Origin of the sequence: Chryseobacterium indologenes (assembly GCF_002025665.1) — a bacterium.
GTDB classification, from domain to species: domain Bacteria; phylum Bacteroidota; class Bacteroidia; order Flavobacteriales; family Weeksellaceae; genus Chryseobacterium; species Chryseobacterium metallicongregator.
In genome coordinates this window covers 4,489,829-4,513,853 of record NZ_CP018786.1, presented here as the reverse complement: position 1 = coordinate 4,513,853, position 24,025 = coordinate 4,489,829, and the positions used below count along the sequence as shown (strand labels likewise).

General features: G+C 36.8%; 22 protein-coding genes and 8 tRNA genes. 29 read left to right on the top strand and 1 reads right to left on the bottom strand.

Annotation, left to right across the window (positions count from 1 at the left end):
* Positions 1–2 precede the first annotated feature (2 nt).
* From rpsU to BUE84_RS20320, 15 genes are all read left to right on the top strand, one after another.
* Positions 3–200, top strand: a complete 198-nt coding sequence (rpsU, locus tag BUE84_RS20390) for a 30S ribosomal protein S21 (protein WP_034693154.1) — start codon at positions 3–5, stop codon at positions 198–200.
* A gap of 78 nt (positions 201–278) precedes the next feature.
* The gene (locus tag BUE84_RS20385) at positions 279–1,166 is read left to right on the top strand and encodes a tyrosine-type recombinase/integrase (RefSeq protein ID WP_079243992.1); all 888 of its coding nucleotides are present in this window, start codon (positions 279–281) and stop codon (positions 1,164–1,166) included.
* On the top strand, positions 1,163–1,453 hold the full coding sequence (locus BUE84_RS20380; protein WP_047435429.1) for an HPF/RaiA family ribosome-associated protein: 291 nt from the start codon (positions 1,163–1,165) through the stop codon (positions 1,451–1,453). Before BUE84_RS20385 ends, BUE84_RS20380 begins: the two co-directional genes overlap by 4 nt.
* Before the next feature lie 109 nt (positions 1,454–1,562).
* Positions 1,563–1,636: transfer RNA gene (locus BUE84_RS20375), tRNA-Thr, on the top strand.
* 18 nt (positions 1,637–1,654) lie between these two features.
* Positions 1,655–1,735: transfer RNA gene (locus tag BUE84_RS20370), tRNA-Tyr, on the top strand.
* Between the two features lie 88 nt (positions 1,736–1,823).
* Positions 1,824–1,896 (top strand) — tRNA-Gly (locus BUE84_RS20365).
* Positions 1,897–1,985: 89 nt separating this feature from the next.
* Positions 1,986–2,059, top strand: a tRNA-Thr gene (locus tag BUE84_RS20360).
* A gap of 20 nt (positions 2,060–2,079) precedes the next feature.
* Positions 2,080–2,160, top strand: a tRNA-Tyr gene (locus tag BUE84_RS20355).
* Between the two features lie 86 nt (positions 2,161–2,246).
* Positions 2,247–2,319: transfer RNA gene (locus BUE84_RS20350), tRNA-Gly, on the top strand.
* Between the two features lie 42 nt (positions 2,320–2,361).
* Positions 2,362–2,433 (top strand) — tRNA-Thr (locus tag BUE84_RS20345).
* Positions 2,434–2,663: 230 nt separating this feature from the next.
* Positions 2,664–3,344, top strand: a complete 681-nt coding sequence (locus BUE84_RS20340) for a response regulator transcription factor (protein WP_034693163.1) — start codon at positions 2,664–2,666, stop codon at positions 3,342–3,344.
* Positions 3,345–4,709, top strand: coding sequence for an ATP-binding protein (locus BUE84_RS20335; RefSeq protein WP_079243269.1), 1,365 nt, complete (start codon positions 3,345–3,347; stop codon positions 4,707–4,709).
* A gap of 216 nt (positions 4,710–4,925) precedes the next feature.
* Positions 4,926–6,167, top strand: a complete 1,242-nt coding sequence (locus BUE84_RS20330; protein WP_079243268.1) for a TolC family protein — start codon at positions 4,926–4,928, stop codon at positions 6,165–6,167.
* 4 nt (positions 6,168–6,171) lie between these two features.
* Positions 6,172–7,257 (top strand): efflux RND transporter periplasmic adaptor subunit, encoded by a 1,086-nt coding sequence (locus BUE84_RS20325; RefSeq protein ID WP_079243991.1) that lies wholly within the window; start codon positions 6,172–6,174, stop codon positions 7,255–7,257.
* A 69-nt stretch (positions 7,258–7,326) separates the two neighbouring features.
* Entirely contained in the window at positions 7,327–10,425 is a 3,099-nt protein-coding gene (locus BUE84_RS20320) for an efflux RND transporter permease subunit (protein WP_079243267.1), read from the top strand.
* Positions 10,426–10,511: 86 nt separating this feature from the next.
* Here the strand turns inward: BUE84_RS20320 and BUE84_RS20315 are convergent, their stop codons facing one another.
* Positions 10,512–12,011, bottom strand: coding sequence for a DUF4394 domain-containing protein (locus tag BUE84_RS20315; protein WP_079243266.1), 1,500 nt, complete (start codon positions 12,009–12,011; stop codon positions 10,512–10,514).
* 326 nt (positions 12,012–12,337) lie between these two features.
* Here BUE84_RS20315 and tuf point away from each other — a divergent pair, with 326 nt between their 5' ends.
* The 14 genes from tuf (at position 12,338) to BUE84_RS20245 (ending at position 23,960) form a co-directional block, all read left to right on the top strand.
* On the top strand, positions 12,338–13,525 hold the full coding sequence (gene tuf, locus BUE84_RS20310) for an elongation factor Tu (protein ID WP_034693176.1): 1,188 nt from the start codon (positions 12,338–12,340) through the stop codon (positions 13,523–13,525).
* A gap of 65 nt (positions 13,526–13,590) precedes the next feature.
* Positions 13,591–13,661: transfer RNA gene (locus BUE84_RS20305), tRNA-Trp, on the top strand.
* 12 nt (positions 13,662–13,673) lie between these two features.
* Positions 13,674–13,880 (top strand): preprotein translocase subunit SecE, encoded by a 207-nt coding sequence (secE, locus tag BUE84_RS20300; RefSeq protein ID WP_002976410.1) that lies wholly within the window; start codon positions 13,674–13,676, stop codon positions 13,878–13,880.
* Between the two features lie 19 nt (positions 13,881–13,899).
* Complete coding sequence (gene nusG / locus BUE84_RS20295) at positions 13,900–14,442, top strand: transcription termination/antitermination protein NusG (RefSeq protein ID WP_002976412.1); 543 nt, start codon at positions 13,900–13,902, stop codon at positions 14,440–14,442.
* 491 nt (positions 14,443–14,933) lie between these two features.
* Complete coding sequence (locus BUE84_RS20290; protein ID WP_079243265.1) at positions 14,934–15,554, top strand: hypothetical protein; 621 nt, start codon at positions 14,934–14,936, stop codon at positions 15,552–15,554.
* A 13-nt stretch (positions 15,555–15,567) separates the two neighbouring features.
* Entirely contained in the window at positions 15,568–16,215 is a 648-nt protein-coding gene (locus BUE84_RS20285; RefSeq protein ID WP_079243264.1) for a hypothetical protein, read from the top strand.
* A 7-nt stretch (positions 16,216–16,222) separates the two neighbouring features.
* The gene (locus tag BUE84_RS20280; protein ID WP_079243263.1) at positions 16,223–16,891 is read left to right on the top strand and encodes a hypothetical protein; all 669 of its coding nucleotides are present in this window, start codon (positions 16,223–16,225) and stop codon (positions 16,889–16,891) included.
* Between the two features lie 270 nt (positions 16,892–17,161).
* Positions 17,162–17,605, top strand: coding sequence for a 50S ribosomal protein L11 (gene rplK / locus BUE84_RS20275; RefSeq protein ID WP_047435399.1), 444 nt, complete (start codon positions 17,162–17,164; stop codon positions 17,603–17,605).
* 11 nt (positions 17,606–17,616) lie between these two features.
* Positions 17,617–18,309 (top strand): 50S ribosomal protein L1, encoded by a 693-nt coding sequence (gene rplA, locus BUE84_RS20270; RefSeq protein ID WP_002976422.1) that lies wholly within the window; start codon positions 17,617–17,619, stop codon positions 18,307–18,309.
* A gap of 17 nt (positions 18,310–18,326) precedes the next feature.
* On the top strand, positions 18,327–18,914 hold the full coding sequence (gene rplJ / locus BUE84_RS20265) for a 50S ribosomal protein L10 (RefSeq protein ID WP_062675819.1): 588 nt from the start codon (positions 18,327–18,329) through the stop codon (positions 18,912–18,914).
* 46 nt (positions 18,915–18,960) lie between these two features.
* Entirely contained in the window at positions 18,961–19,326 is a 366-nt protein-coding gene (gene rplL / locus BUE84_RS20260; protein ID WP_034693192.1) for a 50S ribosomal protein L7/L12, read from the top strand.
* Positions 19,327–19,597: 271 nt separating this feature from the next.
* Positions 19,598–20,068, top strand: a complete 471-nt coding sequence (locus BUE84_RS20255) for a hypothetical protein (RefSeq protein WP_079243262.1) — start codon at positions 19,598–19,600, stop codon at positions 20,066–20,068.
* Between the two features lie 129 nt (positions 20,069–20,197).
* Positions 20,198–21,331, top strand: coding sequence for a hypothetical protein (locus BUE84_RS20250; protein ID WP_079243261.1), 1,134 nt, complete (start codon positions 20,198–20,200; stop codon positions 21,329–21,331).
* 34 nt (positions 21,332–21,365) lie between these two features.
* Positions 21,366–23,960 (top strand): T9SS type A sorting domain-containing protein, encoded by a 2,595-nt coding sequence (locus BUE84_RS20245; RefSeq protein ID WP_079243260.1) that lies wholly within the window; start codon positions 21,366–21,368, stop codon positions 23,958–23,960.
* Positions 23,961–24,025 lie beyond the last annotated feature (65 nt).

Sequence of the window (24,025 nt, the reverse complement as noted above, 5' to 3'; positions counted from 1 at the left end):
ATATGTTAATAATTCCAGTAAAAGATGGTGAATCCATCGACAGAGCTTTAAAAAAATACAAGAGAAAATTTGATAAAACAGGAACTGTTCGTCAATTAAGATCTAGACAACAGTTTATTAAGCCTTCTGTAACTTTGAGACAAGCTAGACTAAAAGCGGCTTACAAACAAAGAGCGCTTAGCAAAGAAGAGCAGGCTTAAGATTTTTTCTTAACCATATATTAATTCACTTCTTAAATTCTTATATTTGAGGAGTGAATTTTTATTTTTATACCTATGATGCTGGAAAAGTTTTTAGAATACTTACAATTCGAAAAAAGATATTCTCCTCATACCATCACAAGCTACAAAAAAGATCTTGAAGACTTTTCCCATTTCTTCCTCCGAACAGAATCTTCCGACAATTTAGCCAAGGCGGACAAAAAGATTATCCGAAACTTTATTGTTGAACTGAGTGAAAATGAGATTTCAAAAAGAAGTATCAACAGAAAATTATCTTCTCTCCGCAGTTTTTATCTTTTTCTTTTAAAAATAGGGGAGATTACAGTTTCTCCCACCGAAGGGATCTCTTCCCTGAAGTTTTACCCTGAAAAACAGATTCCTATATCTAAAGAGGAAATGGAAGACCTTAATGAAAGGATTTTCGAACAGGCACATGATGTACTTGAAAAATGCATTATGGAAGTTCTTTATCAGACAGGAATGCGTAAAGCGGAACTTTGTGGCCTGATATTTGAGAATGTTGACTTATATGAAAATGAATTAAAAGTAATAGGAAAGGGGAATAAAGAAAGGGTAATTCCTATTTCCAATGAACTGTCCGGACTTCTTAAAAGTTATCTTGAAATAAGAAATCCGCAGACAGAATTTAAATCATATTTTTTTGTCAATAAGAAGGGGAAAAAACTCAACGAAAAATTTGTTTATGTGGTAGTTAATAAGTACCTTAGTCTTATAACAACGAAAGAAAAAAAAAGTCCTCACATCCTTCGGCATAGCTTTGCTACTCACGTTTTGGATAATGGGGCGGAGATCTCCAAAGTGAAAAAAATATTAGGGCATTCCAGTCTTGCCAGTACTCAAGTCTATACGAATGCTAATATTGAACAATTGAAAAAAGTGTTTAATCAGGCTCACCCTCGAGCATCAAAAAAAGAAGAATTATGAAGATTTCAGTTCAATCAATCGGTTTAACACCACACGAACCACTAGAGTCACACATCGACAAAAAAGTTAGCAAATTGGATACCTTCTATGACAAAATTCAGGAGTGTAAGGTATTTTTGAAAGTAGAAAATAATGCTGATAAAGCAAATAAAACAGCCGAGATTATTTTGGCGGTTCCGGGAGACGATATCGTAGTAAAGAAGACATCTACAAGTTTTGAAGAAAGTTTGGACCTTTGTGTTGATACTGCTAAAAAGCTATTAATCAAGAAAAAAGAAATGGCATAGAAAAAAAAGTTAAAAAAAGTTTATAAAATATTTGAGAATTCAAAAAATCCGTTCTATATTTGCACTCGCAAAAAAGGAACAGCGATCTTTTGAATTCTTTTTTATATTTGCCTCCATAGCTCAGTTGGCCAGAGCACGTGATTTGTAATCTCGGGGTCGTGGGTTCGAATCCCTCTGGAGGCTCATAAAATATAAACTTTTGGGGAGATTCCAGAGTGGCTAAATGGGACTGACTGTAACTCAGTTGCTTCGGCTTCGTAGGTTCGAATCCTGCTCTCCCCACTTTATATTTTTATAAAAAAAACTTGCAAGATTAAATAAGTTTTCTTAGTTTTGCACAGCGTTTACCAATAGTTTTGGAAACAAAATTGCGGAAGTAGCTCAGTTGGTAGAGCGTCAGCCTTCCAAGCTGAATGTCGCGGGTTCGACCCCCGTCTTCCGCTCAAAAAAGTCACACCATAAAAGTGATTTTTTTTAACACTGAAATGTGTAGAGTAGAGTTTCTCGATCAGTTTCAGTCTTTTATTAAAATGCCTCCATAGCTCAGTTGGCCAGAGCACGTGATTTGTAATCTCGGGGTCGTGGGTTCGAATCCCTCTGGAGGCTCATTTTAATATAAAATATCTGGGGAGATTCCAGAGTGGCTAAATGGGACTGACTGTAACTCAGTTGCTTCGGCTTCGTAGGTTCGAATCCTGCTCTCCCCACATTTTATATTATAAAAAAACTTGCAAGATTAAATAAATTTTCTTAGTTTTGCACAGCGTTTACCAATAATTTTGGAAACAAAATTGCGGAAGTAGCTCAGTTGGTAGAGCGTCAGCCTTCCAAGCTGAATGTCGCGGGTTCGACCCCCGTCTTCCGCTCAACAAAAAATCATGCTACTTAGTGTGATTTTTTTAGTTGATGCCGACTTAGCTCAGCGGTAGAGTGCTTCCTTGGTAAGGAAGAGGTCACGGGTTCAAGTCCCGTAGTTGGCTCTTGATTTTCCCGAATTTCTTCGGGATTTTTTTATGCCCAAAAGAATTTAATTTTATTATCTGATCATTTTACAGTTAAACATCTGCTTAGATAAATCCTAAAATTATTTCCTTCTTCAATCTTGTTTTAGATGCGTTTCTTGCTGATAGTGCTATCATGAAAACTTTTCCCTCACCTTTAGAATCACAATCATAAAATTTTCTTTAAATTCGTGTAAAATAAATTTTTGATGAATATTCTTTTATTGGAAGATGATCTCATTCTGTCTGCAGAATTGTGCAGATTTTTAGAATCAAATAATTTTAACTGTGATAAGATCTATGACGGAGAGACTTTTCTTCGTCAGATAAAAAATAGTACTTATGATCTGTACTTACTAGACATTAATGTTCCTAAAATAAATGGACTGGATGTCTGTCAAACGATCCGTTCTTTTGACAAAAATACTCCGATCATTATTATCTCTGCCTATGGAGATATCTCTGATAAAAAAGATGCCTTCACCAGGCTGGCTGATGATTATCTTGTAAAGCCATTCCAGTTTGAGGAACTTCTGCTAAGAATCAATTCATTGCTAAGGAGAAAAGCGCCTTCTGATAGTTCTGATCAGGATATTTTAAGAATTGATGACCTTATTATCAATAAAACCGAACAGAAAGTCTATCGTGGAGGTAATGAAATAGCTCTTACATTAAAAGAATTCCAACTTCTGGTTTATCTTGCAGAAGCACAAGGAAGAACCGTTTCCAAGCAACAGATCACAGAACATGTGTGGGAACATAATTTTAACACGAATACTAACACCGTAGAAGTTTATATCAATTTCCTGAGGAAGAAGATCGATAAAGATTTTAAAATAAAACTGATCCACACCCGTTCCGGTTTCGGATACTATCTAAGCCCATTATAAATGTCTTTAAAAAGAAAGATTGCTTTAACGATAAGTATTGCCTTTTCATTATTATTTGGAATGGTGATGGCGGTCATTTATTTGTCCTTTAATGATTTCAGAAGAGACGAGTTTAAAGAAAGATTCAGGCAGAGACTTGAGTTTACTTCTCATTTCATCTCAAAATCCAAAGACTTTGAAGAGGAAGCCCCCGTTTTTTTTAATGAAAATTCAGATAACATTCTTTTGAATGAAAAGATTTTAATTTTCAATGAAAAAAAAGAATTGATCTACAGTACAATTAAAGACCGAAATGTCATTTGGGATAGTGCGATGCTTAAGGAGCTGGATAAAAAGAAGATTATCTATACAGAAAAAACTGTTCCGGAAATCTATGCAGCACTTAGGAATATCAACGGTGAAAATTATTATATCCTTACAAGTGCTTTTGATACCAATGGGAAATCCAAATTGGGGTATCTTAAATATCTTTTGATTACAGCTTATGTGATGAGCACCATGCTTATTGGTTTCTTCAGCTATTATTTTGTGGAAAAGTTCCTCCGTCCTCTGGAAGACCTGAACAAAGAAATCTCTGAAGTTACGGCTCATAAACTCACCACACAGATTCCGGTAGAACAATCCAATGATGAAGTAAGTGTTCTTGCCAAATCTTTTAATACCATGATTGGAAGGCTGGATGATGTATTTCAGTCACAAAAAGATTTTACTGCCAGTGCTTCGCATGAGATCAGAACTCCTATTACAAGAATGGCGTTTCAGCTGGAAAACCTTATTAAGTTTGAAGAGCATTCTCCGGAAACACTATCATCTTTAAAGCAAATTCAGAGGGATGTATACCAGCTGTCTGATCTGACAAATTCCCTTTTACTGCTGACAAAATTCGATAAAGAAAATATCCAGAGCATCTATGAGGAAGTAAGAATCGATGAAGTTATTTTTGAAGCTTTTGAAGCAGTGGAGAAAAGCTATCCACAACTTAAGCTGGATTTTCTGATTAATGAAGAAAGTTCTGAAAATGCTTTTCTGACTATAAAAGGAATTCAGTCGCTAATGGTAATTGTATTTATCAACTTGTTTAAAAATGCAGCGGTGTACTCAGATAATACAGAAGTGAATGTTCTGATTACTGAAACCAATGATAATCTTTCCATAGAAGTTATTTCCCATGGTAATACTATTTCAGAAGATGAACAGACTAAACTGTTTGAAGCTTTCACGAGAGGAAATAATGCACAGAATATAGCAGGGTCAGGATTAGGTCTTAGAATTGTCAAAAGGATTCTGGAATATCATGATGCAGATATTATATACTCTTCACCTGAAGAGTATATGAATAAGTTTACACTATTTTTTAAAAAATAAAATGAAAAGCAACTGATACGAAAACAGTTTGCTTTTTGTTAAACTTCTGATTAAATTTTTTAATAAAAATTCAATAGTTGGAGAAAAATCAACTGGTTTCACGTTGTGGGTTGTTGTAGAAACAGCCTGTTCAAGCCTATTTTAATATTTTTTTAAGCGTCCTTTAAGTTTCTTTTAATAGCATCAAAGCAATTTTGTAATTTAAAAAGAAAAATAATGAACAGAATTGCAGTGCTGTGCCTCGCCGTTTCCTCATTCATGGCGGCACAACAGCAGATGTCTCTTTTGGATTGCGAAGAAGCTTTTCAGAAGAACAACCTCCAGCTGCTCGCCGAACAATACAACATCAATATGGCTGATGCGGATATTCTGCAGGCTAAAATCTGGGAGTTACCACAATTAAGCGGGCAATTCAACGCTTATAATCCTCAAGACAAAAAGTTTTTTGATGTAGGACATTCTAAAGGAGCGGGTATTACTCAATTGATTTACATGGGTGGTAAAAAGAAAAATGAAATTGCTTTTGCCAAGTCCAATAAAGAGCTTGCTCAACTTCAGTTTTCACAATTGCTGGTAGATTTAAGATCTCAGCTCCGTTCTACCTATTTCAATCTTTATTACGAAAAACTAAAGCTTGAGAATACCAACAGGCAGTTGGGTTATATGAATGATCTTTTAAATGCCTATCGTGTACAGTCGGCAAAAGGAAATGTTTCCCTTAAAGACGCAGTAAGGCTGCAGAGTATTGTAATCCAGCTGAATCATGATAAACTGGAGATCAATAAAAATATCCTTGATTTTGAACAGAATCTGAAAGTTCTGACAGGGGTTACCGAAGAAATAGAGCCTACGATGTCTGAAACCGAAGCTAAAGAAGCTTTGGCGGCACAGCCTTTCGGTGATGAAGAAGAACTGAAAAACAAAGCCCTGGAAAATAATGCAGATTACCGATATAATTTGAAACTTATTGATAACAGTAAGTTGTATGCACAGTGGCAGAAATCATTGAATGTACCGGACGTTACAGTAGGTGCTGCATGGGATCAGGCAGGAGGAACCTTCAATAACGAAGCGAATCTGACCCTGGGAATTCCTTTACCGCTATGGAAAGCCAATCAGGGAAATGTAGTAAAAGCAAACTATGCCATTCAGCAGAATCAGAAAAATGCAGACTTTCAAAAACTGACTCTGGAAACTAAAGTTCAGTCTGCCTATAAAACCTGGAAAGTACAATACGACCAACTTCTGGATGTGAAAACGACAGACCTTCAGAATATGGAGCTTGTTTACAACGGAATGTTAACCAATTTCAGAAAAGGAAATGTCAGTCTGATTGAATTTACAGACTTTATGGACAGCTACAGGGAGACAGCTCTTCAGCTCTATGATATGAAAAATGAAATCATGCAGTCTGCAGAACAGCTTAATCAATTAGTACAAACGAAAATCTTCTATTAAAATGATGAAAACATATATTATCCCCGCATTGATGGTCCTTTCATTAATGGCCTGTTCTAAAAAAGAGGAAGAGAAAAATGTTCACGCAAAAAAAGGATTTGAACTCAGTAATACGATGCTGAATTCTATTTCCCTGGCAAAAGTTGAAAAAAAGAATATAGAAGATGAATACAGCTTTTACGGAAAAATCTCAGCAGACAAAAACAGTTACATAGATGTTTATCCTTTAGTGGGAGGAAATGTGATGAGTGTCAATGTAGAGTTGGGTGACTATGTGAAAAAAGGACAGGTACTGGCAACCATCAGAAGTACAGAGCTTGCAGAGATTCAAAAGGATGTAAGCGATGCAAAAACAGATCTTGTAGTGGCCAAAAATAACCTCCGTGTTGCCAAAGAGCTCTACGAAGGAAAGCTTAATACAGAAAGAGATGTTCTGGAAGCTAAAAGTCAGTTACAAAAAGCTGAAGACCAATTGCAGAGAGCTGCTGCGGTAAGTACGGTTTATAATGTGAAGACCGGAAATATATACAGTGTGGTAGCACCTATCAGCGGTTATATTGTTCAGAAAAGTATTAATAAAGATATGCAGCTGAGAAGTGACAGAAGTGATAATATTTTTGATGTGGCCAATACTACCAATGTATGGGCGATTATGAACGTTAATGAATCCGATATTGATAAAATCAGCCTTGGAATGAGAGCTCAGGTTTCCACGCTTTCTTATCCGGACAAAGTTTTTGATGGAAAAATTGACAAAATATTCAAGATAATTGATCCGCAGACTAACGCCATGCAGGCAAGAGTAGTATTGGACAACGCCAACGGACTTTTGATCCCGGACAGTAAAGCTACGATAAAAGTTTCCAGCCTTGAAAACAATACTACGTTAGCTGTTCCGTCCAAAGCTGTGATTTTTGATGATAATAAAAACTTTGTGGTGATTTTTAAATCCAGAACAGATGTAAAGATCAGAGAAATCAAAGTATTAAAGCAGGTGGGTGATGTCACCTATATAGCAGACGGTCTTAAAGAAGGAGAAGAAGTGATTACCAACAATCAGCTGCTGATATACCGCTCGCTGAACAGCTAGTCTTATTAAACCATTAAGAATGTTTGCATTTTTCTTTAACGGCTTTTTTAGGTCATCAATGTATCTATCATGAATAAATTCATAAAAAATATAATCGCTTTTTCATTAAAAAATAAAGCATTTACCTTTATCTGGGTAGCGATTTTAGCCATCTCCGGTTTTATAAGTTTCAAAAATATGCCTATTGAGGCTTTTCCGGATGTAACCAATACCCAGATTGTAATCATCACCCAATGGAATGGACGTAGTGCAGAAGAAGTAGAACGTTTTGTCACGACACCCATCGAGTTGGCGATGAGCCCGGTTCAGAAAAAAACAAGTGTGAGAAGTACGACCATGTTTGGACTTTCCATTGTTAAAATTCTGTTTGACGACGGGGTGGATGATACTTTTGCCAGAAATCAGGTCAATAACCAGTTAAGAACCATTAGCCTTCCTGATGAGGTAGACCCTGAAGTACAGCCACCCTACGGGCCAACCGGTGAGATTTTCAGATATACGCTGGAAAGTAAAACAAAAGACTCCCGAACACTGCTTACCCTGCAAAATTGGGTGATAGACCGTGCTCTAAGAGGAGTTCCCGGTGTAGCAGATATCAACGTTTTCGGAGGACAGGATAAAGTTTTTGAACTCAGTATTGATCCTAGAGCATTGGATAAATACAATCTGACACCTCTTCAGGTATATGATGCAGTAACAAAGAGTAACCTGAATGTAGGAGGTGATGTTATTGAAAAAAATGGTCAGGCCTATGTGGTAAGAGGGATTGGTTTGGTGAAATCTGTAGCAGATATCGGAAATATTACCATTCAGAATGACAGTGGAAACCCTGTTTTGGTAAAAAATGTAGCAGAAGTTCATGAAAGCTCTATGCCTAGAGTAGGACAGGCTGCTTTGAATCATCATGACGATACAGTAGAAGGAATCGTTGTGATGAGAAAAGGAGAAAATCCAAGGGAAGTTCTGGTAGGAGTGAAAGCAAAGATTAAAGAACTTAACGAAAAAGTACTTCCGAAAGATGTGAAAATGGTCACTTTCTATGACCGTGACAATCTGATGGATTTTACTACACATACCGTAATGCATAATCTTATTGAAGGAATTGTCTTGGTAACGGTAATCGTTTTAATCTTTATGGCGGACTGGAGAACAACCCTGATTGTTTCCATCATCATTCCTCTGTCCTTGCTATTTGCTTTTTTATGTTTAAAACTGGCCGGGATGAGTGCCAATCTACTTTCGTTAGGTGCTGTAGACTTCGGGATTATCATAGACGGAGCCGTCGTCATGGTGGAAGGTCTCTTCGTAATGCTCGATCATAAAGCGAAGCGGTACGGAATGGAGAAGTTTAATAAACTCGCAAAAGGAGGCTGGATCAAGCAGACCGGAACCGGATTAGGAAAAGCAATCTTCTTTTCGAAATTAATTATCATCACCTCTCTGATTCCTATTTTCTCATTTCAGAAAGTAGAAGGAAAAATGTTCTCTCCTCTGGCATTTACATTAGGATTTGCATTAATGGGAGCGTTGATATTTACCTTAACATTAGTTCCTGTTCTTTCTCATATCCTTTTAAATAAAAATGTAAGAGAAAAAAATAATCCATTTGTTAATTTCTGGGACAGAATCGTTTTGAAAGGCTTTAATTTAACATTCAGGCACAAAAAAATGAGTATGATCGTGGCGATCTCTTTCCTGGCAGTCACTCTGTTTTCCGGTAAATTTTTAGGAACAGAATTCTTACCCCAGTTGAATGAAGGTTCATTATGGATCACTGCAGAAATGCCGATGAGCTCATCACTAAAAGAATCTTTGAAAACTGCTGACCTTTTAAAGAAGGATATTATGAGCTTCTCCGAAGTAACAGATGTTCTTGCGCAGACCGGAAGAAGTAATGACGGAACCGACCCCAACGGATTTGGTTTTGTACAGTTTGCGGTGAATCTTAAGCCAAGAGAAGAATGGAAACGTAAGATTACTTATGACGAACTGATCAATGAAATAGACAAAAAACTTAGAAGTTATCAGGGAATTACCTTCAACTATTCTCAGCCGATTTCGGATAACGTAGCAGAAGCTGTAGCAGGTTTTAAAGCTGAAAACGGAATCAAAATCTATGGTGATAACCTGGAAACTCTGGATAAATTAGCCCATGAAGTCTTACTGAAGATTAAAGATGTGAAAGGAGTAAAAGACCCGGGAATTATTAAAAATATCGGCCAACCTGAAGTAAGTGTAGTTTTAGATAGAGATAAAATGGCTGCTTACGGAGTAATGCCTGCGGATGCACAAGCTGTGCTGGAAATGGCATTTGGAGGAAAAACAGCTTCTGAAATGTTTGACGGGGAAAGAAAATTCCCGATCCGTCTTCGTTATTCTCAGGAATACAGAACCAATGAAAATGATATTGCTGCTTTGATGGTTCCTACACAGGATGGAGCAAAAATTCCGTTAAAAGAAATAAGTACCATTGTTAAAGATAACGGAGCTGCATTTATTTACAGAGATAATATCAAACGATATATCGGAGTTAAATTCTCCATTCGTGACAGAGATTTGGGAAGCACCATTGCGGATGCCCAGAAAAAAGTGGAAACTATTGACCTTCCTGATGGTTATTCTGTAGGATGGACAGGGCAGTTTGAAAACCAGCAGCGTGCCTCGCACAGGTTAGCACAGGTAGTACCCGTGAGTATTCTGATGATTTTCTTCCTGTTGTTTATTCTGTTTGGGAATATGAAAGATTCTCTTCTGGTATTAGCAAACGTACCTTTTGCTTTGATTGGAGGAATTATTGCTTTGCATGTTACCGGAATTAATTTTGGAATTTCTGCCGGAGTAGGGATGATTGCTCTTCTGGGAATTTGTATTCAGAACGGGGTTATTCTCATCACAGAGTTTCATCAGAATGTTAAAGACGGAATGGATATAGACACCGCCATCTTAAATGGAGTGAAATCCAGAACAAGACCCGTCATTATGACAGCGCTTATGGCTTCCATCGGACTGATGCCGGCAGCCTTGTCTACAGGAATCGGATCGGAGTCTCAGAAACCATTGGCCATTGTCATTATCGGAGGACTGATTACCGCCACTGTGCTTACCCTGCTTATTTTCCCAATTATCTTCTGGATCTTCAACAGAACAAAAAAGCTCAGTCAGATTTAATTAATCTTTCATTTATATATTAGTTAGAAGCGCGGAAAACTTTGTTTTCCGCGCTTCTCCATTATTGAAATAAAAAAAGGATGAGTTTAAAATCCTAACCCCACTGCAAAAGCTTTTACAGTATTGGGGTAATCAGCAACAGAAGTAGCTGCTCCTGTTGTTGTATTAACAGTATAAATTTTTGTAGATGAACCTACCGATGCCATTAAGTAGGCTTTCTGGCTCATACTTCCAATATCAAAACCATTAGCATTTGTAATATTGATTCCTAAAGATCCTGTCTCAACTAGAGTTCCGTTATTGGGTGGATTTTGCTGATATAATTTATCCGTATTATGATCAATGACAAACAGGGTTGTTGTAGTAGCCCCTGCAAAATTGTTGGTATAGGCAGCTGCACTTATCATTGGACTTCCCGGATTTAATGCGAGATCTGCAGCAGCAATTGTTCCATCGTTTGGATTGAGTCGGAGATTTTGTCCAGTATTGCTTACTACTCTTATTCTGTCAACAGTTGGGTTAAAGTCAAATCCAAAATCAGTTCCTGAAAGCAGAGTGGTAAAAGGAGTGGTCCCCACAGCAGTAGCAGCACCTGTTCCCAAGTTAATTGTATAAATTCTGCTTGAACTGCCCAAAGCATACAATTGTCCGTTGGCAGGACGGAAATCTATTCCCAAAATATTTTCACCACTTTGTAATCCTGTTACAGTCTTGGAAACAGGCATTGGACTATTCGGGTTGAAAATCTGAAGATTATTCGAATTGTCAATGGCATACGCTACCGGTTCTGTAGGAATGGCAATATCGATTATTCCCTGCTGGAGAGATCCTATGGAAGTTGCTTTTCCATTATTCAGATCCAGAATATGCAGTTTATCATTGAAAGCCAAGAGAGCAGTACTGTTATCATATTTGATGTCGAAGGCAACCTGTCCTGTATAAGTAGTGCCAAGACTTCCAATCTCTACCAAAGTTCCATTGTTGGGTGGATCCTGTTTATATAATTTTCCCAGCATCGGATCAATATCATATAAAATAGTCGTAGCAGCTCCTGCTTTACTGTTGGTATAGGCTAATCCTGTTATTGAAGCGCTTCCTGTTCCATTAATAGGAATATCAGTAACAGCAACAGCTCCGGTTTCCGGATGTAAACGCAGATTTTGTCCCGAATTACTCACCAGACGAATTCTGTCAACGGTAGGATTGAAATCAATAGAAGCTATTGTTCCGGAGATCATAGGCGTAAATGCTGTTGAGCTTATCGGTCTTGCCGAAGCATTGGAGGTATTGATGATATATAATTTGCTGGCATTGGATAATGCATATAATTCCCCTGTTGCAGGTCTGAAGTCTATACTTAATAATTTTTCTCCTGAGGCAACACCGGTTACAGCTGTTTTTGATGTAAACATTTTGGGGTTGTTGGCATTAAAATAAACAAGTTCGTTCATTGCTGTTATTCCATACACCATAAGATCCGGGCCTTGAGGTATATTTTCTGACATAGTGTTTTCATCTGAATGATCACATGAAAATAATGTTGTAATAGCAAACAAGGCTAAATACATGTGTAATAGTTTTCTCATAATATTAATTTTAGTTGTTATCTTTATATGTACGAGAAAATATTGCACTAGGATTTATGTATACAGGTAATGATCAATATTTTTTTTTTCTGTATATCCTATTCATAATTAACGAGATAGTTTATATTTTTAATAAAACGTTTCTAAGGATTTTTTCTATTCGGAAAAATGTGTAAATTTGCAGTCTCAATACGTTAAATATAAGGTTTGTCCTTCACTGGATGAGAATATTGAAAGTTTTTTTAATAAAAAGTTTTTGGTATTTAAAAATTCATTATATTTGCACACCGAAAATTTGAAAAACAATAAATAAATAATTTTAAATCATGGCAAAGGAAACGTTTAATCGTAACAAACCACACTTGAACATTGGTACTATTGGTCACGTTGACCATGGTAAAACTACACTTACTGCAGCTATCAGTAGTGTATTAGCGAACAAAGGTCTTGCTGAGAAAAAAGACTTCTCTGCTATTGACTCTGCTCCAGAAGAAAAAGAAAGAGGTATCACTATTAATACAGCTCACATCGAGTACGAAACTGAAAACAGACACTATGCACACGTTGACTGTCCAGGTCACGCCGACTATGTTAAGAACATGGTAACTGGTGCTGCTCAGATGGATGGAGCGATCTTAGTATGTGCTGCAACTGATGGACCAATGCCTCAAACTAGAGAGCACATCCTACTTTGCCGTCAGGTAAACGTACCAAGAATCGTTGTTTTCATGAACAAAGTTGATATGGTGGATGATGCTGAGCTTTTAGAGCTTGTTGAACTTGAACTTAGAGATTTATTATCTACTTACGAATATGACGGAGATAACTCTCCAGTGATCCAAGGATCTGCTCTTGGTGCTCTTAACGGAGACGAGAAGTGGGTTAAGACTGTTGAAGAATTAATGGATGCAGTTGATACATGGATCGAGCAGCCTGTTAGAGATCAGGATAAGCCATTCTTGATGCCAATCGAAGACGTATTCTCTATTACAGGTAGAGGTACTGTAGCAACTGGTAGAATCGAGGCTGGTGTTATCAACACTGGTGATCCAGTTGATATCGTAGGTATGGGTGATGAAAAATTAACTTCTACTATTACAGGAGTTGAGATGTTCAGAAAAATCCTAGACAGAGGTGAAGCTGGTGATAACGTAGGTCTATTGTTGAGAGGTATTGAAAAAACTGACATCAAGAGAGGTATGGTTATCGCTAAGAAAGATTCAGTTAAGCCACACAAAAAATTCAAAGCTGAGGTTTATATCCTTTCTAAAGAAGAAGGTGGACGTCACACTCCATTCCACAACAAGTACCGTCCTCAGTTCTACGTTAGAACTACTGACGTTACAGGTGAGATCTTCTTACCAGAAGGTGTAGAAATGGTAATGCCTGGTGATAACTTAACAATCACTGTTGAATTACTTCAGCCAATCGCTCTTAACGAGGGTCTTAGATTCGCGATCAGAGAAGGTGGTAGAACAGTAGGTGCAGGTCAGGTAACTGAAATCATCGACTAATCCACATCTAAAACAATATAAAAAAGCTTCCGTAAGGAACACTCTTTACGGAGCTTTTTTTAACTACGGGCATCGTCCAATGGTAGGATACCGGTCTCCAAAACCGTTGATCAGGGTTCGAATCCTTGTGCCCGTGCAAATATAAATTATGAGTTCATTTGTCGATTTTTTAAAAGGTTCTTATAACGAATTCAGACATAAAGTTGAATGGCCAAAATGGGCTGACCTTCAGTCTTCTACAATTGTAGTGACTATTGCGACAGTTATTCTGGCTTTATTTACCTTTGGAGTTGATGAATTGTTTTCAAAAGCAATCAGCAACATAATAGGAATGCTAATCAACTTGTTCAATTAATAATTAAGTATTTTCCATAATGAGCGAATTGAAATGGTATGTGCTGAAAGCAATCAGCGGACAGGAAAATAAAGTGAAAAACTATATTGAGACAGAAATCAAACGTCTAGGGTTTGAGCAGTACGTTACTCAAGTGGTTATTCCTATGGAAAAGGTGATCCAAATTAGAAACGGTAAAAAAGTTCCTAAAGAGAGACCTTACTATCCTGGCTACTTGATGATTGAAGCTGACCTGATGGGAGAGATTCCTCACGTTATTAAAAATATCCCAGGAGTTATTTCTTTCTTGAGTTTAACAAAAGGAGGAGATCCTGTTCCAATGAGAAAATCAGAGGTTAACAGAATGCTTGGAAGAATGGATGAACTTTCTGAATTTGCAAGCGATGTTGAAATTCCTTATGTAGTAGGTGAAAACGTTAAAGTAATCGACGGACCTTTCAACGGATTCAATGGTACAGTTGAGAAGATTCTTGAAGACAAAAAGAAAATTGAAGTTTCTGTATTGATCTTCGGTAGAAAAACTCCAATGGAATTAAGCTACATGCAAGTAGAAAAAGTATAATACATTACTTATAAAATATAAAAAGACTGCTTTTTAAGCGGTCTTTTTTCATATATATTCTCTTTCAATTTTCTTTGGTGATGAATTTTAAGTAGTTCTATAATACTATTAATTCATAATGAAATATTGAAACTTAGTTTTTATATTTTTTCCCTGTTGTTAGAGTTTTTTTAAGTTTATTAATATTATTTTGTTGATTTTCAATTTTCATACCTCTCTTGGTTACTTCTATAGTGTACTTTGCTTTAATTTAATTATCACCATTTAGTGATAATATTTTCTTTTTAAGTATTGAGTTTTTTTTAATTGCTTAATTCACCTTCAGATGGCATACTTCTTGCAACCAAGCTGTTAACTATTCCATAAAATTTTATATATTTTTTATTTCATGCACTGGTAACAGAGGTATGGTTAATTTATGTTATTAAATAAATATAAAATTCGGATCAGTTATTCAAAAACACAAGCTTTTTATATAAACACATAACCCTATGACAAAAATTATTTCGATGATCACTCTGGTGAGCACATCTGTGCTCGTGAGTGCGCAGGTTGGTATCAATACTGCGACGCCAGAAAAGGAGCTTACCGTGAACGGTACAATGAAGACATCAGGAATTGTTTTTAAACAACCCCTGGAAAAATTGAAAGCGGACGAGAATTACACTTTCATTATCAAGTCTCCAGCACCGGAAAACAAAATTACTGCGTACAATGATTCTTTTGTACCTAACTCACCGGCACCTATTAATCTTATTCAGTTCAAAATTACCTGTGATCCTACAGACAAAGATTGGGTAAATCAATTTGACACAAAGATCAATTCCAGCAAGTTTTTGGTAGTAATCTCTTCTTTTGGATTTACACAGCCTACAAGAACGTATTCTGCTGACTGGCTTACTCCAATGCCTCAGATCTTTGCCTACTCGTCAGGAGGAACATGGAAGCTTAAAGCAGATTACCAGGGATTCGCCCCTGATAATTCTTTCCCTACAGGTGTCTGGACACTGAACTTATTGGTGTTTGACAGATCGTATGCCAAAGATTTTAATTCAACACAAAGCCTTAGTGGGGCAGCTACTGGTGCTGCAACAGCTCCATTAATTCAATAAAAACATAAACTATATGAAAAATATTATTGCAATACTCTTCACGGGTTTTGCTGCTTTAAGTATAAATGCACAAGTAGGAATCAATACTACAACACCTAAAGGAACGTTGGACGTTGAAGGGGAAACATTAGTAGAATCCTATTTAATAGATACTGAAAATACAAAGGCAGGAGGAAATTATCTTCTTCTTACCCGATCAAAAGATTCTTCGCCGGTAGGTAAGGTAAAGCTGCTGGATATATCGCTCCGTAATGTAGCACCTGTAAATATGTATAATGTTGTATTGAAAAATGTGAGACAGGATGAAGTGGTGAATCTCAATACAGGATTAGATGCGAGTAAATATGTGGTGGCTATTACAGGTGCTGTTTTTACAGGAGCGGTTTCAGCAGCGAATACCACCACCAGCCCAAAATCGTATGGTTCCTATGCAACTGAAATTACACAGGTAACCAGTGGAGGTAAAAAATACCATGCTATTAATTTGGCTTTTAAAGGAGCTGGAACTGTTTCCTCCATCAATGGAACCTGGACACTTACTCTAAATGTATTTGAAAAATCATTAGTGAAAGACTGGGGAACTTTTAACGGTTCTGTTTCAGCATCTGCTTCACCGGGATATTCGGGAGTATCAACCAATACGCCTTTAGGGCTTCAATAAAAAAACTATGAAAAGAAAAATTTATATCACAATAATCATGTGCCTTGGGATATTTTTGAATGCCCAGAAAGGAAAAGTAGGGGTGAATACAGCTAATCCTACAGAAACACTTGATGTTAATGGAAAAACATATACGAATTCTTTGTACTTGAGAAATCCGGGAGAACCTACCATGACAGGAGGTAGCTTTTTAGCAACTTCACAGAATGCTTTACAGTTGTATGATCCGGCTCTGGAAAGCAGCGGATTGTTCAATTATCTTAAACTTACCCTTACCGGCGTACCTGGGACAGGAATTACGGATTATGATACTAAAATTGATGCCAACAACTTTTTGGTTATACTTCACAACTATTCATTTAAGCTGAATGATGGAAATACCAGCGTAATGCTTGATTACGGAGATAATGGTGTGAATGACAATAAACAGGGATCTCCGGATGTAGTAGCCTTCAAAAGTAATGGAACATGGCACGTAAGAGCAAGATTTACAGATAGCAGAATGATTGCTACCAATACCTCTACACCATCAAGAACTTATAACAACTTTACGGTTGACCTTTATCTGATGGCCTACAGAAGATTGATTGAAAAGCAAAATATAAGCGACATCAATGATGATCTTGGAGGAAATGACGGTTCTACAAAAACAATTAATAAACCTTCCGGTTTTTAATCAGCCTTTCATTTTAAAAATATTTTAAAACGGTTATTTAATGCAAATAACCGTTTTTATTTTTCTGGCTGTATTTTAAATTATACCATAATGAGCAAGATTTATTTTTTTTCTAAAACTTTTTAAAAATCAGCAATTTCCGTTTGCTATTTCAAAAATATTTTATACTTTTGCAGTCCAAAAAGTAGGTTTATTGTTATGTGAGTGCATAACCTACTGAATAATAAATGCTTCCAAACTCATTAATTATTCAAATTTAAAAAACAAACAATGGCTAAGAAAGTCTTTAAAATGGTAAAGCTTCAGGTGAAAGGTGGCGCAGCTAACCCTTCTCCACCAGTAGGTCCAGCATTGGGTTCTGCAGGTGTGAACATCATGGAGTTTTGTAAGCAATTTAACGGAAGAACCCAAGATAAGCCAGGGCAAGTTTTACCTGTAGTAATTACAGTATACGAAGACAAATCTTTTGAATTCGTTATTAAAACTCCACCTGCAGCGATTCAGTTAATGGATGCAGCTAAGATCAAGGGAGGTTCTGGTGAACCAAACAGAAACAAAGTAGGTTCTGTAACTTGGGAACAAGTAAAGAAAATCGCTGAAGATAAAATGGCGGATCTTAACTGTTTTACAATGGACTCTGCTCTTTCTATGGTTGCAGGTACTGCTAGATCTATGGGATTAAGAGTAACAGGAACTAAACCAACTAACGCTTAAAACTTAAAGAAATGGCAAAATTAACTAAAAAGCAAAAGGAAGCTTTAAGCAAAGTAGAAAAAGGAAGAATCTATAACCTTGAAGAAGGTTCAGCTCTTGTAAAAGAAGTGAACACTACAAAGTTTGATGCTTCAGTAGATATCGCTGTAAGATTAGGTGTAGACCCAAGAAAAGCAAACCAAATGGTAAGAGGTGTTGTATCTCTTCCTCACGGTACTGGTAAAGATGTTAAAGTATTAGCTCTTGTAACTCCAGATAAAGAAGCAGAAGCTAAAGCTGCTGGTGCTGACTATGTAGGTCTTGACGAATATTTACAAAAAATCAAAGAAGGTTGGACAGATGTTGACGTTATCGTTACTATGCCAGCTGTAATGGGTAAATTAGGTCCATTAGGTAGAGTATTAGGTCCAAGAGGTTTAATGCCAAACCCTAAATCAGGAACTGTAACAATGGAAATTGGTAAAGCAGTAACTGAAGTTAAAGCAGGTAAAATTGATTTCAAAGTAGACAAGTATGGTATTATCCATGCAGGTATTGGTAAAGTATCTTTCGATGCTGCTAAGATCAAAGAAAATGCTCAGGAATTAATCCAGACATTGATCAAAATGAAACCAACTGCTGCTAAAGGAACTTATGTGAAGAGCATCTATTTATCTTCTACAATGAGCCCAGGTATTGCAATTGATACTAAATCTGTTAACTAATAATAATCCTTAAGACAATGACAAAAGACCAAAAAGTTGTAGCAATACAAGAGATCAAAGATTTGCTTCAGGATGCAAAAGTAGTATACGTAGCAGATTTAGAAGGTTTGAACGCTGGTAAATCTTCAGATTTCAGAAGACAAGCTTTCAAGCAAAATATCAAAGTGAAAGTGGTGAAAAATACACTTTTACAAAAAGCAATGGAGCAAATTGAAGGAGTAGATTACTCTGAAATGTTCCCATCTTTCAAAGGAAACTCAGCGTTAATGATTGCTGAAACAGCAAACGCTCCTGCGAAATTGATCCAAGGATTCAGAAAGAAAGAAGAAAAGCCAGCTTTAAAGTCTGCTTTTGTTCAAGAAACTTTCTATGTTGGTGACAATAACCTAGATATGTTGGCTAACATCAAGTCTAGAGAAGAAATGATCGGTGAAATCATCGGATTACTTCAGTCTCCAATCCAGAGAGTTGTTTCTGCTCTTCAAAACAAATCTGAAACTGTAGAAGCTCAAGCTGAAGAAGCTGCTCCTGTAGTAGAAGAAACTCCTGCTGCTGAAGCTCCAGAAGCTGCTGCAGAAAGCACTGAAGAAACAAGTGCTGAATAATTACACTCAAAAAATTAAATAAATAATCAACAAAAACATTACAACAATGTCAGATTTAAAAAATTTAGCTGAAACGCTAGTAAACCTAACTGTAAAAGACGTAAACGAATTAGCTGCTATCCTTAAGGATGAGTACGGAATTGAGCCTGCTGCTGCTGCAGTAGTAATGGCTGGTCCTGCTGGTGAAGCTGCTGAAGAAAAGACTGAATTCGACGTAATTCTTAAGTCTGCAGGTGCTTCTAAATTAGCTATCGTTAAATTAGTAAAAGATTTAACTGGTGCTGGTCTTAAAGAAGCTAAAGATATCGTAGACGGAGCTCCTGCTGCAATTAAGCAAGGTGTTTCTAAAGACGAAGCTGAAGCTCTTAAGAAGCAATTAGAAGAAGCTGGTGCTGAAGTAGAATTGAAATAATTTCAATTTTATTATAAATATAGAAGCCCGGGCAAATGCCCGGGCTTTTTTTGTATGTAAGTCTTTGTAAATGTGATTCTTATTTTGTAACAGTATTTTAATATTATTATTTCCAATTTTAACATATCTTTTTACGATTGAATATTATTTAATAATTAACATAATATTTTATTTTTATTTTTATTTTCGATCATTTTGTGTGAATTTTTATTAATAAAGTGTTGTTTTGATTGAAAATATATTATATTTGTATCGAAAAAACACAATATAATTGGATAGAAATTATTTTCTTTCCTACGGCCGTAAGATTACACTTTTGTTGCTTCTGGCAGCTGTAGGAAAATTAAACACTAAGTTGATATCTGTAATGAGAACAAAACCTGAGTTATCATATCGTACAGATATTAAAAATCATCTGCAGGGTTACTTAGCTGATGTTTCTGTTCATCTGTGTTCTGAAACCAAAAATGATGGGTCTGTTTCCGAATGTCTTTCTGCTCATCAAAATGGAACTCATATATTTTACAACAAAGATTCCCAACATAAATTCCCTTTCTTTAATACTATAAAACTTATAGGCATTTCAAATAAATGGAGCTATTCGTGCCAGCAATATAGGGAGAACGTTTGCCCGATATTTAAAGACGTTAAAAAGTTCTACAGCAATTCCATTAAACTGGTTGACGGTTTTAAATTTATTATCAAAATTCCTGATAAACCAATTCTTTCCCTTATTCTATAACATTCCTTACAATTTTAATCGCCTTCTTACAGCATAAACTGTTATTTCATTTATGATTTAGATGAGAATGCCTGAGAATTGCCTTTTCAAAAAAACACATTTACATAAAAACAGCAAACATCATTAGAAATGAAAAACAAATTATTAACCATCACTCTGTTATCAGTAAGTTTTCCAATAATCGCTCAGGTAGGGATTAATATTAATCAGCCACAGGCAACTTTTGATATAGTAGGATCACCTTCCAATCCAGGCAAACTCGACGGTGTGATTGCCCCAAGGCTTACAGGAATACAATTAAAAGCTAAAAACTACACTGCAGCTCAAACCGGAGCAATAGTATATGTTACAGCAGCTGAGACTGCTCCTACAGGACAAACTGTAGATGTTGTTTCACCAGGCTACTATTATTTTGACGGCTCGAAATGGAGCAACTTAAGCGGAAACTGGCGACTAGTAGGGAACACAGGAACAGTAGCAAGTACTGCAACCTTAGGAACAGACATTGGAACTGGAAATTACCTGGGAACTAATGACAGTCAGAACTTGGTTTTGGCAACTCAGAAAAACGTAAAAGGAATCCTGGATATTAACGGAACCCTGCAGGGTGGAAATGCTAATTCTTCATCAGGTTCTTATGCTTCATTGACATGGGGATCAAACAATACCCTTACAAACAGTACTTCCTCAAATATTGCCCTTGGAAAAGATAATACCGTTTCTGCACAGGGAAATTTTCCGGCTGTAGCTATTGGATTAAACAATGCAGCAAATAATGGAGCTAAAGTAATAGGAAATAACAATACAGCAACAGGTGCTAATAACCTTGTTTTTGGAAATCTGAATACGGTAACAGGACTCACAGGGCTGACAATCGGAAATAATCACAATAACAATGGCGGTATTGCCATTGGGAGCGGAAATACTACTTCATTAAACAATATAGCTGTTGGTTCGGCAAATACAGCGACAGGTACGGAAGCTTTTGCTATAGGATTTTCAGGTCAGGCTGCTGCAGGACAAATGGTGTATGCTAATAAGGAACATGTTTTCTTTAATAAAGGAAACGGAACAGATACCATACTGGGAATTAATATGGCTCCTACAGCGGCTACTTCTACAGGAGCAGCTCTTCAGATGAAAGGAATTGCTTCCGGTGCCAATGCAGCATGTACAGCAGCTGAAGAAGGCGCAATCCGATATAATACAACTGCTAAAGTTCATGAGGGCTGTAACGGTTCCAACTGGAAGGCACTTTACTAATTCAATAAAAACACAAACCTTAAAAAAATAAAAAATGACCAGAAAATTATTCGAAAAGTTAGCTGTGCTGCTCATGACGCTGACGATGTTTGCAGGAGTATTGGCACAGCAGGGCTATGAACCAATCCGTGGAATGGGTGTGGAGGCAAAACCTGTCAATAATTCAGGAATATGTCTCGCATGTTATAACGGAAGTATGAATCCCGTAGTGGATGCAAGTCTTGATAATAGTGTAAGCATGGGAAATTTCGCTTCTCTTTTAAGCGGAAACGGAATCTCTGTAAAAAATAAAAATACAACTTATCCTGCGGGATATACTACCGGTTTCAATGTAGATCTTGGGACAAGTTTTATTACTGTTGATCTTTTAAGCTCTTTGAGAATCAGTACTTATAAAAATGGAGTTCTTCAGGAAACGACTACCAGCAGTACGCTTTTGTCAGTACCTGCATTCGGGGGAAGTAAAAACAGAATATTTCTTCATTTCAAAACTTCAAAAGAATTTGATGAAGTAAGGCTGTATCAGACCAATGTTCTTTCCATATTCAGTGCAATGAATGTATATTATGCATTTGCATTTGATCCAACAAAAGTACCTACAGATAACAATGGTATTTGTGACGATATTATTGCTGGAAGCGGTGTGGATGGAAATGTATCCGGAAGCAGCAGTTTTCTGGCTCCACTTTCTTATGTTCAGAATAAAGAAAAAATAGGCGACGGGAACAAAAATTCTTATGGATCAATTGTTCTGCCAGTAGGATTATTGGGCTCTTATTCGGTAGGCGTTTTAGACAAAAACCAGACATACCCTGCAGGAAACAGAACAGGTTTTGTAATAGAACCGGATGATCAGGGTAAATTGTTAAGTGCAGAGTTTTTAAAAAATATTACCATAGAAACTTATCTTTTTGGCCAGCTTCAGGACTCAAAACAGTTGTCCGACGGAGGAGGTTTAATTAATATAAAAGTATTAGGTTATGGCTCAGGAAAACAAAAAGTTACCTTAACGACTACTAAACCTTTCAATGAAGTAAGATTAAAAGTTACTCAAACCCTAGGATTTAATTTAGGAGCATTGAAAGTCTATTATGCTTTCGAAGAACCAGTTTCTTGTGATTGTGATGATAAAATTCAGACCAGTGGCTCTTCTGTACCTGGAAATTTGGTTACAGGTACTCCATGGACATCGGGCCCAGGATTCCTTGGTCTTATTTTAGCTAAAATGACCAATCCTGAAGCGATTGTAGATAATAATCCTTCCAATTATGCCACGGCTACTGTTCCGGCTGCTTCTATTTTTAGCCTTTTCTCAGCATTTGCTACGGTAGGAACTAATGCAGTACTTCCCGCCAATACAATGGCAGGATTTACGGTAGAAAAAGCAGGAAACCTTCTTGGAGTAAGTGTTTTGGAAAATATCACTGTGACCTTGTACAACGGAAATACTTTGACAGATACTTTTACGAGTTCAGGAAGTCTTATCAGTGGAAATTTCTTTACAACGAATTCCAATAAATTCTATGTTGGAGGAAAATCAACAAAACCTTTTAACCGTATTAAAATCACTTTCAACAGCGGAACGGCTATTCGTATTCCTCAAAACTATTATATCTACAATGCCTTTGCGAGCAGAGATGATGATAGTGACGGTGTACCGAACTGCTTTGATCAGTGCCAGGGAGGAGATGACAGTATAGATAATAACGGAAACGGAATCCCTGACTGTGCGGAAGGATGTACAGTCGTAAATGACAAATCTCCTGCACTCGATACAGATGGTGACGGCATTGTAGATGCCTGTGATCTGGATTCTGATAATGACGGAATTCCGGATGCAATAGAAGACTTTGATAAAAACGGAAAGTTCCAGGATGATGATAATGAAGGAGATATTCTGCTGACGCCGGTATTGGGAGATTCTGTTCCTAATTATCTTGACCTTGATTCTGATAATGATGGTATCTTAGATTTATTTGAATCTGGAATTCCAAACTCAGTAATCAACCAGATTGATACAGATCATAACGGTATCATTGATGCCAATGTTCCGGTAGGTAAAAACGGAATTGCTGATATTCTTGAAACTTCACCTGATTCAGGTGTATTGAAATATCCAATCAAAAATACAGACGGAGATGATAAACCGGACTTTCTGGATATTACTTCCGATGGTTCAGAACCTGACCTTTATAAGATCGGAAAAGCAAACCTGGATACATTAGGAGGAGGATTCATCTCTACCATTAATGATAAAGATAAAGACGGAATTCAGGCTGTAGTAGATACAGATCTTGTAAAAAGAGGTTCTCCGGATTCCCCGCTTTCACCTTATGCTTCATTATTGAAAAATGCATCCAATACGGCAAAAATTACTTCCGCAGAAATTATTGAAGCAGCAAATGATGTAAAAGTATACCCGAATCCGGTAAAAGCAGGAGAAAATCTTAGAATTGTCTCAGAGGAAGAAGGAGTGTATACTTTGTTCTCTGCACAGGGACAGGTTGTTAAAGCAGATCATTTTAATGCCCATACAGGTATTGATACTTCTTCACTTCCTGCAGGAGTGTATATTATTAAAATAGAAACTAAATCAAAAATAAAATCTTATAGGGTTATTGTGAAATAATCATAGGATTAGCTTGTGTTGTGGAGGGGTTGCTCATATTTGGGCAGCCTCTCTTGTTTTAAGAG

Bases quoted from the DNA above. Each gene is read 5' to 3' on its own strand.
- rpsU (WP_034693154.1), top strand. From the start codon at position 3: ATGTTAATAATTCCAGTAAAAGATGGTGAATCCATCGACAGAGCTTTA.
- BUE84_RS20385 (WP_079243992.1), top strand. From the start codon at position 279: ATGCTGGAAAAGTTTTTAGAATACTTACAATTCGAAAAAAGATATTCT.
- BUE84_RS20380 (WP_047435429.1), top strand. From the start codon at position 1,163: ATGAAGATTTCAGTTCAATCAATCGGTTTAACACCACACGAACCACTA.
- BUE84_RS20340 (WP_034693163.1), top strand. From the start codon at position 2,664: ATGAATATTCTTTTATTGGAAGATGATCTCATTCTGTCTGCAGAATTG.
- BUE84_RS20335 (WP_079243269.1), top strand. From the start codon at position 3,345: ATGTCTTTAAAAAGAAAGATTGCTTTAACGATAAGTATTGCCTTTTCA.
- BUE84_RS20330 (WP_079243268.1), top strand. From the start codon at position 4,926: ATGAACAGAATTGCAGTGCTGTGCCTCGCCGTTTCCTCATTCATGGCG.
- BUE84_RS20325 (WP_079243991.1), top strand. From the start codon at position 6,172: ATGAAAACATATATTATCCCCGCATTGATGGTCCTTTCATTAATGGCC.
- BUE84_RS20320 (WP_079243267.1), top strand. From the start codon at position 7,327: ATGAATAAATTCATAAAAAATATAATCGCTTTTTCATTAAAAAATAAA.
- BUE84_RS20315 (WP_079243266.1), bottom strand. From the start codon at position 12,011: ATGAGAAAACTATTACACATGTATTTAGCCTTGTTTGCTATTACAACA.
- tuf (WP_034693176.1), top strand. From the start codon at position 12,338: ATGGCAAAGGAAACGTTTAATCGTAACAAACCACACTTGAACATTGGT.
- secE (WP_002976410.1), top strand. From the start codon at position 13,674: ATGAGTTCATTTGTCGATTTTTTAAAAGGTTCTTATAACGAATTCAGA.
- nusG (WP_002976412.1), top strand. From the start codon at position 13,900: ATGAGCGAATTGAAATGGTATGTGCTGAAAGCAATCAGCGGACAGGAA.
- BUE84_RS20290 (WP_079243265.1), top strand. From the start codon at position 14,934: ATGACAAAAATTATTTCGATGATCACTCTGGTGAGCACATCTGTGCTC.
- BUE84_RS20285 (WP_079243264.1), top strand. From the start codon at position 15,568: ATGAAAAATATTATTGCAATACTCTTCACGGGTTTTGCTGCTTTAAGT.
- BUE84_RS20280 (WP_079243263.1), top strand. From the start codon at position 16,223: ATGAAAAGAAAAATTTATATCACAATAATCATGTGCCTTGGGATATTT.
- rplK (WP_047435399.1), top strand. From the start codon at position 17,162: ATGGCTAAGAAAGTCTTTAAAATGGTAAAGCTTCAGGTGAAAGGTGGC.
- rplA (WP_002976422.1), top strand. From the start codon at position 17,617: ATGGCAAAATTAACTAAAAAGCAAAAGGAAGCTTTAAGCAAAGTAGAA.
- rplJ (WP_062675819.1), top strand. From the start codon at position 18,327: ATGACAAAAGACCAAAAAGTTGTAGCAATACAAGAGATCAAAGATTTG.
- rplL (WP_034693192.1), top strand. From the start codon at position 18,961: ATGTCAGATTTAAAAAATTTAGCTGAAACGCTAGTAAACCTAACTGTA.
- BUE84_RS20250 (WP_079243261.1), top strand. From the start codon at position 20,198: ATGAAAAACAAATTATTAACCATCACTCTGTTATCAGTAAGTTTTCCA.
- BUE84_RS20245 (WP_079243260.1), top strand. From the start codon at position 21,366: ATGACCAGAAAATTATTCGAAAAGTTAGCTGTGCTGCTCATGACGCTG.